The organism is Rhodovibrio salinarum DSM 9154 (genome assembly GCF_000515255.1).
Lineage (GTDB): Bacteria > Pseudomonadota > Alphaproteobacteria > Kiloniellales > Rhodovibrionaceae > Rhodovibrio > Rhodovibrio salinarum.
Genome location: NZ_KI911559.1, coordinates 3,681,845 through 3,693,909, shown reverse-complemented (window position 1 = coordinate 3,693,909; position 12,065 = coordinate 3,681,845). Strand labels below are relative to the sequence as shown.

Genomic DNA, 12,065 nt, shown 5'->3' with positions numbered 1-12,065 from the left:
TATAGGTTAAAAGTATCCAAAAAAACCGTGCTAAAATACGGTCTTAGATAAGGCTTCAACCGATAGCGTGAAAATGTGGTTGAAAATGTGAAAAAACACCGTTCAATGGTGACGCACACGAAAGCGGCACTCAGCCGCGACGGAGGTGCGGCGATTAGGGGCAAGGCCCACGTTCGCACGCCGTGATGACATAAAAACAAAACAATACTGGCGACCGGGGGCGGGGCGAACCTGCGCGTTCGGCCCCAACGTGTGCGGCGCAGCACAGAAGGCGCTCCCGGGCATATCGCCAAAGAAAATGGTCAATAGCGCAAAAAAGCTGGAGGCGATTATGGAAAGCGAAACCTATCAGCGTGAATACACCGACGACTTCGTGAACCGCTGGGACAAGCTGATTGGTTGGGAAGGCCGCGCGAAGGGCGAAGATGGCTTCTTCGAAGGCCTGCTCGATCAATACAACTGCAAGAGCGTGGCGGACATTGCCACGGGCACCGGCTTCCACGCTGTCATCCTGGCCGACCAGGGCTATGAGGTCACCGCCGCCGATGGCGCCGAGGCGATGGTCGAAAAGACCAAGGAAAACGCCCGGCAGATGGACGTCACCCTGAAGGACGCCAAGACCGTCGACTGGCGTGAACTGGACAAGGTGTTCGCGCACAACAGCTTCGATTCGCTGCTATGCCTGGGCAACGCCTTCACGCACCTGTTCGACGAGGACGACCGTCGGCGCTCGCTGGAGGCCATGCTGAACGTCCTCAAGCCGGGCGGTATCGCGGTGATCGACCACCGCAACTACGATAAGATTCTGGACCACGGCTACGACAGCAAGCACCAGTACTACTACGTCGGCAGCGGCGTCGACGCCCGTCCGGTGATCATCCAGGACGACATGGTGCGCTTCGAGTACAGCTATCCGGATGGCAACAAGTTCCACCTCACCATGTTCCCGCTGCGCCAGTCCTACATGCGCAGCCTGATGGACGAGGCGGGCTTCACCGAGCTCCACAGCTACGGCGACTTCGAGAAGAAGTACGATCCGGAGAACGTCGACTTCCTGCAGGTCGTTGGTCGCAAGCCGCGCCACTAAGCCACCCGTCCACGGCCCGCGACGCACCACGGTGCGGCGGGCCGTTTCGGCATAGGTTGGGCCGCGCGCACCGGGGGTGTTCCACCGCCCAGGTGTTGGCGCGGACGGCCCACGAGACAGGGTAAAGGGAGGCTGAGATCATGGCGGAAGCCGCTCAAAGCATCCGCGATATCGTCGAGACGACGAAGGCCTATTACGACGGTCCCGCGGACGAGATTTACCGCGATATCTGGGGCGAGAACGTCCACATCGGCTACTTCGAGGATCCCGAGACCGAGGATCTTCCCACCGCGATGCACCGCTCCAACGTCAAGCAGGCCGACCCGGTCGAGCTGAAGCCCGAGGGGCTGCTGCTGGACGTCGGTTGCGGCTATGGCGCGCTCGCCCGCTTCCTGGCGAAGAACTACGGCGTGCGCGTGGTCGCCTCGAACATCTCCGAGAAGGAGTTGGACTGGGGCCGCGAGCTGACCCGTGACGAGGGCCTGGAAGACAAGGTCAGCTTCGAGTGGGCCGACTTCCACGACCTGCAGTACAAGGACAACACCTTCGACTACTACTGGTCGCAGGAAGCGTTCCTGCACGCCGTCGACAAGCGGAAGGTGCTGGAGGAAGCCTATCGGGTCCTCAAGCCGGGCGGCAAGTTGGTGATGACCGACCTGCTGGTGCGTGACGGCACTCCGCAAGAGGACCGCGAGGTCATCTATTCGCGGGTGAACAGCCCGGACATGTGGGACGGCCATCACTACGTCGAGGCGCTCAAGGACATCGGCTTCACGATCGAGCGTCACGAGGATTGGTCGTCCAACGTGGCCCCGACCTACGGTTGGGTACGCTCCCAGCTCGAGCAGCGCCGCGACGAGTTCGAGCCGCGCATCGGCAAGGAGCGCGTCGACGACACCTCGCAGAAGCTGCAGTACTGGGTCGACAGCGCCAACGCCGGCAAGATCGGCTGGGAATACTTCATCGCCCGAAAGTAAGCGGCGGAACGACGCCGCCTGCCGGGGCGCGCGGCGCTCCCCCTAGGCTGCGGTTCCTGGCCGGGCGCGTTCGCGCGTCCCCGGGAGGGCGCGGCGTATTGGGGCGTGTCGCCAAACGTAGCGCGCTCGGCGCCGTTCGGCGCGTGCGGTTCATCATCTGGGCCGCCGCGATCGGGCGCTGCCACCAAGCGCGCAAGACGCCAACGCAAAGGAGCACTTCATGTCTGAAGGCTACATCCTCACCAGCGAGTCTGTCGGTCCGGGCCACCCGGACAAGATCGCCGACCAGATCTCCGACGCGGTGCTCGACGAGATCCTGAAGCAGGACAAGGGCGCCCGCGTTGCCTGTGAGACGCTGGTCAACACCGGCCTGATCCTGCTCGCCGGCGAGATCACCACGACCGCGCAGGTCGACTATCAGCAGCTCGCCCGCGACGTGGTCTGCGACATCGGCTACACCGACAGCGCGCTCGGTTTCGACGGCACCAGTGCCGCCTGCCTGATCGCGCTGGACAAGCAGAGCCCGGACATCGCGCAGGGCGTCGACGAGGGCTCCGGCCTCGACCTCGACCAGGGCGCGGGTGACCAGGGCCTGATGTTCGGCTTCGCCTGCCGCGAGACCGACGAGCTGATGCCGATGCCGATCCAGCTCTCGCACCGCCTGACCGAGCGTCAGGCCGAGGCCTACCAGAAGAAGCAGCTCGACTGGCTGCGTCCGGATGCGAAGTCCCAGGTCTCGGTGATCTACGAGGACGACATCCCGAAGGCGATCGACACGGTCGTGCTGTCGACCCAGCACGACAACGAGGTCGACTACGAGACGATCCGCGAGGGTGTCATCGAGGAGATCATCAAGCCGGTCGTGCCGACCGACATGATCTCCAAGGACACCAAGTTCCTGGTCAATCCGACCGGGCGCTTCGTGGTCGGCGGTCCGCACGGCGACTGCGGCCTGACGGGTCGGAAGATCATCGTCGACACCTATGGCGGGATCGGCCGGCACGGCGGCGGCGCCTTCTCCGGTAAGGACCCGACAAAGGTCGACCGCTCCGCCGCGTACGCCGCGCGCTACGTCGCCAAGAACGTGGTCGCGGCCGGTCTGGCCGATGTCTGCGAGGTGCAGCTGTCCTATGCCATCGGCGTGGCGCAGCCGACTAGCGTCCACGTCAACACTCAGGGTACGGCGAAGATCCCCGAGCGCCGCATCGAGCAACTGATCCGCGAGACCTTCGACCTGCGGCCGAAGGGCATCGTCAACATGCTCGATCTGCAGCGTCCGATCTTCCGTCAGACCGCCAGCGGCGGGCACTTCGGTCGCGAGCTGGACGACTTCACCTGGGAGAAGAAGGACCGTGTCGAGGCGCTGCGCGCCGAGGCGCCGGCCCACGCCGCGCAGTAAGTACTGCTGAACGGCGACCAACCATCCCCGCCGCCGATCCCGGGAGGTTCGGCGCGGGGATGGTCTTTTGCTCAGCCGATCCAGGATTGGGCAGTCGGCCGGCAGGCCCCGGGCCGCGGCCGGTTTCGAGACGACGCATACGCTTAATCACGTGAACATCCCTCCGGCGCCCCGCGCGCCCCGGTGCCGACAGTCGCCCGGGCGGTGATTGCGCGCAGGCGATTCTCGCCGGAGACGACAGATCAGGTCATTGGAGGCCATCAATGCAGGAATTCACCGACTACAAGGTAGCGGACATCAAGCTTGCGGAGTGGGGTCGCAAGGAGATCGAGATCGCGCAGACGGAGATGCCGGGTTTGATGGCGCTGCGCGAGGAGTACGGGGCGGCCAAGCCGCTGCAGGGGGCGCGGATTGCGGGCTGCCTGCACATGACGGTGCAGACGGCGGTGTTGATCGAGACGCTGACGGCGCTGGGCGCGGAAGTGCGCTGGTCGTCGTGCAACATCTTCTCGACCCAGGACCAGGCGGCGGCGGCGGTAGCCGCGGCCGGGGTGCCGGTGTTCGCCTGGAAGGGGATGGACGAGGACAGCTTCTGGTGGGCGATCGAGCAGACGATCGTGGGTCCGGACGGCTGGCGTCCGAACATGATCCTGGACGACGGCGGCGACCTGACCGCGATGATGCACGAGAAGTTCCCGGAGCTGCTGAAGGAGCAGGTCAAGGGGCTGTCGGAGGAGACCACGACGGGCGTGGCGCGCCTGTACCAGATGGCGCGCAAGGGCGAGCTGCTGTGCCCGGCGATCAACGTCAACGACAGCGTGACCAAGAGCAAGTTCGACAACATCTACGGCTGCCGTGAGAGCCTGGTCGACGGCATCCGCCGGGGCACCGACGTGATGATGGCCGGCAAGCGGGCGCTGGTGGCCGGCTTCGGCGACGTCGGCAAGGGCTCGGCGCAGAGCCTGCGCAACGCGGGCTGCCGGGTGATGGTGACCGAGGTTGACCCGATCTGCGCGCTGCAGGCGGCGATGGAAGGCTACGAGGTGACGACGATGGAGGAGGCGGCGCCGCTGGCCGACATCTTCGTCACCGCGACGGGCAACGTCGACGTGATCACGGTCGACCACATGCGGGCGATGAAGGACCGGGCGATCGTCTGCAACATCGGCCACTTCGACAACGAGATCCAGATCGACGGGCTGAAGAACTTCAAGTGGGACAACATCAAGCCGCAGGTCGACGAGGTCGAGTTCCCGGACGGCAAGCGGCTGATCGTGCTGTCGGAGGGCCGCCTGGTGAACCTGGGTAACGCCACCGGCCACCCGAGTTTCGTGATGTCGGCGAGCTTCACCAACCAGGTGATGGCGCAGATGGAGCTTTGGCACAACGCCAAGGACTACAAGCACGACGTCTACGTGCTGCCCAAGCACCTGGACGAGAAGGTCGCCTCGCTGCACCTGTCCAAGATCGGCGTCAAGCTGGAGCAGATGACCGAGCAGCAGGCCGAGTACCTCGGCGTGCCCAAGACCGGTCCCTTCAAGCCCGACCACTACCGCTACTAAGCGCGCCCGGCGCGGCGGAGACGCGGCCCCTCCCGCTTCCTTGAGGGGGAGGGAGGGGCCGCGACGCCTATCGAACGGGCAGCCGCTAGCTGCGCGAGAGACCATTCGACAAGGGAGGATCAACCTTGGCCGATAAGAACTACAAGGTTGTCGGGATCGGCAACGCGGTCGTCGACGTGCTGGTCAACGTCGAGGACAGCTTCCTGGAGAAGCACGGCCTGACCAAGGGCGGCATGCAGCTCGGCGACGAAGAAACGGCCGAGCGGCTATACCAGGCCATGCCGTCGGGCATCGAGTGTTCCGGCGGGTCGGTCGGCAATACCGTCGCCGCGCTCGGCGCGCTGGGGGCCAAGACTGGCTACATCGGCAAGGTCGCCGACGACGAGCTGGGCCTGGTCTACGCCCACGACATGAAGGCCAACGGCGTCACCTTCCAGGCCGACCGTGCGGACGGGCAGATGACCACCGCGCGTTCGCTGGTCGCGGTGACCCCGGATGCCCAGCGCACGATGTACACCTCGCTGGGCGCGGCGATCACGCTGTCCAAGGACGACGTCGACAACGACCTGATCGCGGACGCCGAGGTGCTGCTGCTCGAGGGCTATCTGTTCGACAGCCCGCAGGCGAACGAGGCCTGCCATCTCGCCCTGCCGGCGGCGCGCAAGCATGCCACCAAGACGGCGTTGAGTTTGTCGGACGCCGGCTGCGTCGAGCGTCATCTTGAGGAGTTCCGCAAGGTCCTCGACGACGGTCTCGATATCCTGCTCGCCAACGAGGAAGAGGCCAAGACCCTTGCCGGGACCGGCGATGTCTGGTCGGCGGTCGAATGGCTGAAGCGTGATGGTCTGATCGCTGTGGTCACCCGCAGCGAGAACGGCTCGATCGTGGTCGATGGCGGCCAGACGACCGAGGTCGCGGCGGTCAAGCCGGCACAGCTGGAGGACACCACCGGCGCGGGCGACATGTACGCCGCCGGCTTCCTCTACGGCGTCACGCACGGCTGGTCGCATGCCGACAGCGGCGCGCTTGGCGCCCGTCTGGCGGCGGAGGCGATCGCCCACCTGGGCGCCCGGCCGCGCAAGGACATCAAGCCGCTGCTGCAAAAGGCAGCGTAAACGGTCCCTGACTGGCGCCGGCGGTTCCTGCCGCCGTTTTTGAACCCGGCATTGGGGTGTCCCGATGCCGGGTTTTTCTTGTCTGCGACAAAGTGTCACTTGGTCTCGATAAGACGGGGCGCCGCCCAGGCCCGTATCCCTTGGGTGATGCGTGGAAAAGTTACATTCGAATTCTGTAGAAATAGTTTTGTGCAATGCGACAATCTAAAAATTGAATCGGTATTTCACGGGCGGTGCGAGAGGGTGGAAGGCGTCGAAACGGTCGTTTGGACGACCTCTGTCACCCAGAAAGGGAGACGTGCCGCCATGCAGAACATCAACCTCTGGCTCGCCGTGGACCGCCTGCGCACCGCTGCGGAAGAGGATCCAGAAAGTGCGCGCGAGCTCCGCGAGCTGATCGCGCTGATCGAGACGTTGGACGGGGCGCACGGCACGCCGGCGACCACCGCTTCTCAGCCCCAGGCAGCCTGATCGCCGCCGCGCACCCTACCGTCGGCACACGCCCCCAAGTGGCAGAGGCCAGAGAGGAATTACCCATGAGCAACCGTATGCAGACTCCCGACGCGACGACCGCGAAGCTCGACGAGGCACTCGCGTGCGTGCGCAAATACGGCCGGCAGAACGCCGTTGATGTCACCGCCCTTGAAGCCGCGATCCGTCGCCTTCAGACCCAGCTCGTCCGCCGGGTTTCCGAGCGGGTGCTTGAACCAGACGCCGCTTAGCGCGCCGCGATTTGTTGAACGCGGCGCGCAAGCGCCCTGACGCTGGTCTCACCCCGCCGGTGCGCGCAGGAATATGACCTTCGCCTTGCCGTACTTGCGGGTATCGATTTCCGCGAACTCCTCCGGCACGCTCAGGTCTTCGGTCTTCATCAACTCGACCACCACCAGCGCGTTGGCCGCGATCCAGCCGCTGGACCAGAGCGCGCGCAGGGCGGGTGGCGCCATGCCCTGGCGGTAAGGCGGGTCCAGGAAAACGACCTCGCAGGGCCGGCTTGCGCGCGCGGGATGCAGGCAGTCGCCGTGCACCACCGTGGCGTTGGCATGTTCGTCCAGCGCGCTCAGGTTCTCACGCAGAGCCGTGATCGCAGCCGCCTGGCTTTCCATGAACACGGCGTGCGTGGCGCCGCGCGACAAGGCCTCCAGCCCGTTGGCGCCGGCACCGGCGAAGCCGTCGAGCACGGTCGCCCCCTGCAGCGGGTCGCCGTCGGCGGCGAACTTGCCGTGGGTCAGGATGTTGAAGACGGACTCCCGGGTAAGCGCGCTGGTCGGGCGCGTCTGCTCGCCCGCGGGGGCGCTTAGCGGGCGGCCCCTATGACGTCCGGCGACGATGCGCATGTGGCTTGCCCTGTTTGGTCTGGCGGTCGGATGGCGTGCCCGCCGGCTTGCGCGGTTTGTCCGGTTTGCGTGCGTTCTTGGGCGCCTTGGCCTTGGCGGTGCCGGTCTTGCGTGCCGGCGACTGCTCCAGGCCCAACTGCTCGGCCAATACCTTGGGCGGCACCTCCCGGACCTCGCCGCGTTTCATCGAGCCGAGCTGGAAGGGACCGTAGGCGACGCGCAGCAGCCGGTTCACCCGGTAGCCGAGGTGTTCCATCACCCGCCGGACCTCCCGGTTGCGCCCTTCGCGTAGCGAGACGGTGATCCAGGTGTTGGCGCCCGAGGTGGTGTCGACCTGCGCGTCGATCGCGCCGTAGCGCACGCCGTCGACCGTGATGCCCTGCTGCAGGGTCGCAAGCTGCTCGGGGTCCGGCTCGCCGAACACGCGCACCCGGTACCGCCGTAGCCAGCCGGTATCCGGCAGCTCCAGCTTGCGCTTGAGCGCGCCATCGTTGGTCAGCAGCAGCAGCCCTTCGGAGGTCAGGTCGAGCCGGCCGACCGGCATCAGCCGCGGCAGTCCCGGGGGCAGGATGTCGTAGATCGTCTTGCGGCCCTCGGGGTCGCGCTCGGTCGTGACCACGCCGCTTGGCTTGTGGAAGCGGAAGATGCGCGTGGGCTCCGGCTGCGGCAGACGCTCGCCGTCGATTGTGATCCGCTGGGGATCGTCGAGCGTGACGGCCGGTGTCGTCAGGGTCTCGTCGTCGACCGCGACGCGGCCCTGCTCGATCAGCCGCTCGGCCTCCCGCCGCGAGCACACGCCGGCGCGCGCGATCAGCTTGGCGACCCGTTGGGCCCCCGCATTCCCGGAGGCGCGAGTCTCGTCCGTCTTGTCGCTCATGGCGTTACGCGTCCCGCGCGGCCTGGATGAAGGCGTCGAAGATCCGGGCGTCGCCCTCGGAGATGTGGAATTCCGGGTGCCACTCCACGCCGATGCAGAACCGGCGGTCCGGCGCCTCGATCCCCTCGATCACGCCGTCCGGGGCCCAGGCATTGACCACCACGCCGTCGCCGACGTCGGCGGCCGCCTGATGGTGAGCGGAATTGACCTGCAGTTCGTCCGCCCCGCAGATCGCGTGCAGGCGGGTGCCCTTGACCAGGGTCACGCTGTGCCCGGCCTCGGTGCGCGGGTTCGGCTGCTCGTGGGCGAGCGCGTCCGGCACGCTGTCGGGGATGTGCTGGATCAGCGTGCCGCCGAGCGCGACGTTCAGCAGTTGCTGCCCGCCGCAGATCCCCAGGATCGGCAGGTCGCGCGCCAGCGCGCCCTTCAGGATCGCCAGCTCGAAGCGGGTGCGCGCGTCCTTGGTCTTGACCGTCTCGTGCTTGGCGTCCGCGCCGAACAGGCTGGGGTCGACGTCGAACGCCCCGCCGGTGATCACCAGGCCGTCCAGCTTGTCGAGATAGGCCTCGGCGGCCTCCGCCTCGTGCGGTAGCGCGACCGGCAGGCCGCCCGCGGTGGCGACGGCCGTGCAGTAGTTCTGCCGCAGGGCGTACCACGGCATCTTGGACCAGCCGCCGGCCTCTTCGCTGTCCAGCGAAAGACCGATCAGGGGGCGCGTCGACATGGCTGCGGGCCTTTATGCGGCGGGGAACGGCGGCGGTGACAAAAGCCTACATCGAGAAGGCGTCGGTGCCCTCGCAGGACAGGCCGAGCTGACTCAGACCTTCCTCCAGGTAGTCGGCGACGTGCGGATTTCCCAGCAGGTACTCCGCGGCGTTGATCTCGGCGTGGCGGTTGGTGGCCTCGTCGACGGCCTCCTGCCACTCGTCCGGGCCGGTGTAGTCGCCGCGGCCGAGCCAGGTCAGTGCGACCAGCTCGATCTGCGCGTCCTCGTTCAGCTCGTCGATCACGCGCTTCGCCTCGGCGTAGATCGGGTCGTCCTGGGCGCGGACCTCGTCCGATTCTCCCAGTTCCTCGTCGGTTTCTTGCGGGTCGGGCGCGAGCGTACTGTCGTCGTCGGCGGCTTCTGTCGGCATCGAGTCGTCCACCTCGAATTCGCGCACCTTGACGATCAGCCAGCAAATCGTCTCGAGGTCGGTATCCAGCATGGCGCGCGCTCCCTGCCTGTCACGTGGTCGATTGGCGTGTTCGGCGGGACGCCCGGATCGTCCCCCGAATTCCGGGTGCTAGCGGCTTTCGTCCCCCAGATCAACATGCCGTGCGAATGCGGCATGGACGCACCTCATGAGAACGGTACAGCTGGACCGCTTGACCTCGGGAACGGGGCCGCTGAGGGTGTCAGCTAATATCGCTATAGTTGGGAGCTTGCCGTCTCCCGCGCCAAGAGTCTGATACGTTTTTCATCCCCATGACCCATCAGCCCCATGACCCATCAGCAGAGCGCGACCCAGCAGACGCCGATGCGCCGCGCCCGCGCGCTGGCCGAGCAGGCCGCCGCGATGGGGGAGGTGCCCGTCGGCGCGGTCGTGGTTTCGGGCGACCGGAACGAGATCGTTGCCGAAGCGCACAATCGGGTGGAAGCTGACGGCGATCCCTGCGCGCATGCCGAACTGCTGGCGATCCGGGCGGCGACGCGGGCGCTGGGACACAAATGGCTGGAGGACTGCGACCTCTACGTCACGCTGGAGCCGTGCGCGATGTGCGCGGCGGCGCTGGCGCTGTCACGAATCCGCCGGGTCTATTTCGGGGCCTACGATCCCAAGGGCGGCGGCGTCGAGCACGGCGCCCGCGTCTTCGACCAGCCGCAGTGCAACTGGCGTCCGGAGGTGATCGGCGGTCTGGACGAGCGCGCCTGCGCCGCCTTGTTGGAAGATTTTTTCCGCACCCGACGGTAGCCGCGCCCGACGTGGCCTTTTTGGGCTTCTTCCGATGATGGGTGAGGTTGGTCCGGGCTGTTGTACAGCGCGACTGGATGCCTTCCCGATCAACCTCGCTCAGAGTTGCCTTCGCAGGCGATGCTCATGCGGAAAAGCGCTGCGGCCGGCCGGGGGGATGGCCGGCCGCAGGAAGCCGTCGCTCAAACAGCCTTGGTCAGCGGTCGATGCCGAAGCATCGCCGGGACCGGGCGGAAGCGCCGGCGGTCGGACAGGTCGTCGGCAGCCAGCTCTAGCTGCCGGAATTGGTCATCCGGATCGATCAGGGTGGCGCGGGTGCGCACGCCGCGCGCGCGGTAGATCGCTGCAACCTCCCATTCCTCTACGCGACGTCCGCGGTGATCGAGTAGCGCGAAGCGTTGGCCTTCACTTAGCATTCAGGTGGTCTCCCCTCGGTCTGGTGCCGCAGCGTACCGATCGCGGAAGATCGGCAACCGGTGCGGCGGTCGAGCCCGCGGTTTGCTAACGGCGAACTTTGGCCGTTATTCCCGGTCAAATGCCTGTTTTGGGTTTCCGGCAGGATCGACAATCAAATTGTATGCCTTTTGCGCCGCAAAAATCGCCAACACAAAGCAAGAAAACGAGAAATTCAACAAAATCATGGCAGCAGGCCGTGAACATGAACGGCAGTTTCGATATCGCCGAAAATGCCCGCCAGCGTTGGGCTTTTAAGGAAGTGCGACTTCTGTCAAACTCACGTGGAAGTTGGGTTTGATCGGCGTGACGGGCATGGGATTCCGCCGATTCCACGGGTCGCTATATGAATGCCCGGGAAGATTGTGACGCTAAGCCGGGTCGCTGCGGCCGTGCGTTGGGAGCGTCCAGACAAGCCGATGGAAAGCACGATAACGTCGCCGGGTGCGCAGGCACTGTTCAAGAGGTTGACGCCGTTCGCCACCCTTTCCGACCGGGAGCAACAGGCCCTGGGTGATGCGGTGTACCAATCCGGTCGCCGGGTACGCCGTGGTGCCGATTTGGTCGCCCAGGGGAGACACAAGCCGGAAGGTTATATCGTTCTCCGGGGCTGGGCCGCGCGGTACAAAACGCTGTCCGATGGCCGGCGGCAGGTTCTGTCGTTCCTGATACCGGGGGACGTGGTCGGGTTGTTCGGGGGCATTTCCCCGCCGGCTGTAAGCGCGGTCACGGCGCTAAGCGAGCTTGAAGTCGTTCCGTTCAGGCCCACGGACGTTTTCGCGGTGGCCGTGCGGTCGCCGCGCCTGACGGCCGCCATGATCTGGGTTGTTATGGGCGAGCAGGAAGTCCTGGCCGAACATATGGTCAGTCTTGGCCGACGGTCGGCGCGCGAGCGGGTGGCGCACCTGTTTCTAGAGCTGCGGGCCCGCTTACAGATGCGCGGGCTTGCCGATGCGACTCACCTTAATGTGCCCCTGACCCAGAACGTGATCGCGGACACGCTTGGCCTTTCGGTGGTGCACGTGAACCGCACGCTGCGCCAGCTCGCTGCCGAAGGCCTGTTGGCCGTAAAGCGGGAATCCGTGACCATCCTGGACAGCGTTCAGTTGTGCGCCGTGACTGGGTTCGATGAGGACTACCTGCGGCAGCACACCATGCCGAAGGACCTGGACGCGGAATTGGCCAAGCTGCCCAGCCGCCTTTGATGCCCAGCCGGTTTGATGTAGGGGCGGCCCGTTAGCGGTGGGGGAGGATGTATCGAGCGGCGCTGGAGACAGCCGCGCAGATCGGCGCACCCACAGAG

At 65.9% G+C, this 12,065-nt stretch carries 14 protein-coding genes; 9 read left to right on the top strand and 5 right to left on the bottom strand.

Annotation, left to right across the window (positions count from 1 at the left end; translation table 11 throughout):
- The first annotated feature begins 331 nt into the window (after positions 1-331).
- From RHOSA_RS0117170 to RHOSA_RS0117140, 7 genes are all read left to right on the top strand, one after another.
- Positions 332-1,087, top strand: coding sequence for a class I SAM-dependent methyltransferase (locus RHOSA_RS0117170; RefSeq protein ID WP_027289650.1), 756 nt, complete (start codon positions 332-334; stop codon positions 1,085-1,087).
- 140 nt (positions 1,088-1,227) lie between these two features.
- On the top strand, positions 1,228-2,064 hold the full coding sequence (locus tag RHOSA_RS0117165) for a methyltransferase domain-containing protein (RefSeq protein ID WP_027289649.1): 837 nt from the start codon (positions 1,228-1,230) through the stop codon (positions 2,062-2,064).
- 220 nt (positions 2,065-2,284) lie between these two features.
- Complete coding sequence (gene metK, locus RHOSA_RS0117160; protein ID WP_027289648.1) at positions 2,285-3,463, top strand: methionine adenosyltransferase; 1,179 nt, start codon at positions 2,285-2,287, stop codon at positions 3,461-3,463.
- Between the two features lie 263 nt (positions 3,464-3,726).
- Complete coding sequence (ahcY, locus tag RHOSA_RS0117155; RefSeq protein WP_027289647.1) at positions 3,727-5,025, top strand: adenosylhomocysteinase; 1,299 nt, start codon at positions 3,727-3,729, stop codon at positions 5,023-5,025.
- A gap of 125 nt (positions 5,026-5,150) precedes the next feature.
- Entirely contained in the window at positions 5,151-6,140 is a 990-nt protein-coding gene (locus tag RHOSA_RS0117150) for an adenosine kinase (RefSeq protein WP_027289646.1), read from the top strand.
- 306 nt (positions 6,141-6,446) lie between these two features.
- Positions 6,447-6,611 (top strand): hypothetical protein, encoded by a 165-nt coding sequence (locus tag RHOSA_RS25250; protein WP_156092792.1) that lies wholly within the window; start codon positions 6,447-6,449, stop codon positions 6,609-6,611.
- Positions 6,612-6,676: 65 nt separating this feature from the next.
- Entirely contained in the window at positions 6,677-6,862 is a 186-nt protein-coding gene (locus RHOSA_RS0117140; RefSeq protein WP_027289645.1) for a hypothetical protein, read from the top strand.
- Positions 6,863-6,910: 48 nt separating this feature from the next.
- Here RHOSA_RS0117140 and rsmD read toward each other — a convergent pair whose 3' ends face one another.
- Genes rsmD through RHOSA_RS0117120 form a run of 4 tightly spaced genes read right to left on the bottom strand, consistent with a single transcriptional unit; the run spans position 6,911 to position 9,562 of the window.
- On the bottom strand, positions 6,911-7,477 hold the full coding sequence (rsmD, locus tag RHOSA_RS0117135; protein ID WP_027289644.1) for a 16S rRNA (guanine(966)-N(2))-methyltransferase RsmD: 567 nt from the start codon (positions 7,475-7,477) through the stop codon (positions 6,911-6,913).
- On the bottom strand, positions 7,452-8,354 hold the full coding sequence (locus RHOSA_RS23225; RefSeq protein ID WP_051432261.1) for a pseudouridine synthase: 903 nt from the start codon (positions 8,352-8,354) through the stop codon (positions 7,452-7,454). Before RHOSA_RS23225 ends, rsmD begins: the two co-directional genes overlap by 26 nt.
- Before the next feature lie 4 nt (positions 8,355-8,358).
- Complete coding sequence (locus RHOSA_RS0117125) at positions 8,359-9,078, bottom strand: gamma-glutamyl-gamma-aminobutyrate hydrolase family protein (protein ID WP_027289643.1); 720 nt, start codon at positions 9,076-9,078, stop codon at positions 8,359-8,361.
- Between the two features lie 46 nt (positions 9,079-9,124).
- Positions 9,125-9,562, bottom strand: coding sequence for a DUF3775 domain-containing protein (locus tag RHOSA_RS0117120; RefSeq protein WP_027289642.1), 438 nt, complete (start codon positions 9,560-9,562; stop codon positions 9,125-9,127).
- A 276-nt stretch (positions 9,563-9,838) separates the two neighbouring features.
- Between RHOSA_RS0117120 and RHOSA_RS0117115 the strand changes: the two genes are divergently transcribed.
- A complete protein-coding gene (locus RHOSA_RS0117115; RefSeq protein WP_215905015.1) occupies positions 9,839-10,309 on the top strand; it encodes a nucleoside deaminase in 471 nt (156 codons plus the stop codon).
- 182 nt (positions 10,310-10,491) lie between these two features.
- On the opposite strand, the gene RHOSA_RS0117110 is transcribed toward RHOSA_RS0117115, so the two are convergent.
- Complete coding sequence (locus tag RHOSA_RS0117110; protein WP_027289640.1) at positions 10,492-10,725, bottom strand: hypothetical protein; 234 nt, start codon at positions 10,723-10,725, stop codon at positions 10,492-10,494.
- A 387-nt stretch (positions 10,726-11,112) separates the two neighbouring features.
- On the opposite strand from RHOSA_RS0117110, the gene RHOSA_RS23220 reads away from it, so the two are divergent.
- The gene (locus RHOSA_RS23220) at positions 11,113-11,967 is read left to right on the top strand and encodes a Crp/Fnr family transcriptional regulator (RefSeq protein ID WP_051432260.1); all 855 of its coding nucleotides are present in this window, start codon (positions 11,113-11,115) and stop codon (positions 11,965-11,967) included.
- Positions 11,968-12,065 lie beyond the last annotated feature (98 nt).

Excerpts from the sequence above, each read along its gene's own strand:
- RHOSA_RS0117170 (WP_027289650.1), top strand. The coding sequence starts at position 332 with ATGGAAAGCGAAACCTATCAGCGTGAATACACCGACGACTTCGTGAAC.
- RHOSA_RS0117165 (WP_027289649.1), top strand. The coding sequence starts at position 1,228 with ATGGCGGAAGCCGCTCAAAGCATCCGCGATATCGTCGAGACGACGAAG.
- metK (WP_027289648.1), top strand. The coding sequence starts at position 2,285 with ATGTCTGAAGGCTACATCCTCACCAGCGAGTCTGTCGGTCCGGGCCAC.
- ahcY (WP_027289647.1), top strand. The coding sequence starts at position 3,727 with ATGCAGGAATTCACCGACTACAAGGTAGCGGACATCAAGCTTGCGGAG.
- RHOSA_RS25250 (WP_156092792.1), top strand. The coding sequence starts at position 6,447 with ATGCAGAACATCAACCTCTGGCTCGCCGTGGACCGCCTGCGCACCGCT.
- RHOSA_RS0117140 (WP_027289645.1), top strand. The coding sequence starts at position 6,677 with ATGAGCAACCGTATGCAGACTCCCGACGCGACGACCGCGAAGCTCGAC.
- rsmD (WP_027289644.1), bottom strand. The coding sequence starts at position 7,477 with ATGCGCATCGTCGCCGGACGTCATAGGGGCCGCCCGCTAAGCGCCCCC.
- RHOSA_RS23225 (WP_051432261.1), bottom strand. The coding sequence starts at position 8,354 with ATGAGCGACAAGACGGACGAGACTCGCGCCTCCGGGAATGCGGGGGCC.
- RHOSA_RS0117125 (WP_027289643.1), bottom strand. The coding sequence starts at position 9,078 with ATGTCGACGCGCCCCCTGATCGGTCTTTCGCTGGACAGCGAAGAGGCC.
- RHOSA_RS0117120 (WP_027289642.1), bottom strand. The coding sequence starts at position 9,562 with ATGCTGGATACCGACCTCGAGACGATTTGCTGGCTGATCGTCAAGGTG.
- RHOSA_RS0117115 (WP_215905015.1), top strand. The coding sequence starts at position 9,839 with ATGACCCATCAGCAGAGCGCGACCCAGCAGACGCCGATGCGCCGCGCC.
- RHOSA_RS0117110 (WP_027289640.1), bottom strand. The coding sequence starts at position 10,725 with ATGCTAAGTGAAGGCCAACGCTTCGCGCTACTCGATCACCGCGGACGT.
- RHOSA_RS23220 (WP_051432260.1), top strand. The coding sequence starts at position 11,113 with ATGCCCGGGAAGATTGTGACGCTAAGCCGGGTCGCTGCGGCCGTGCGT.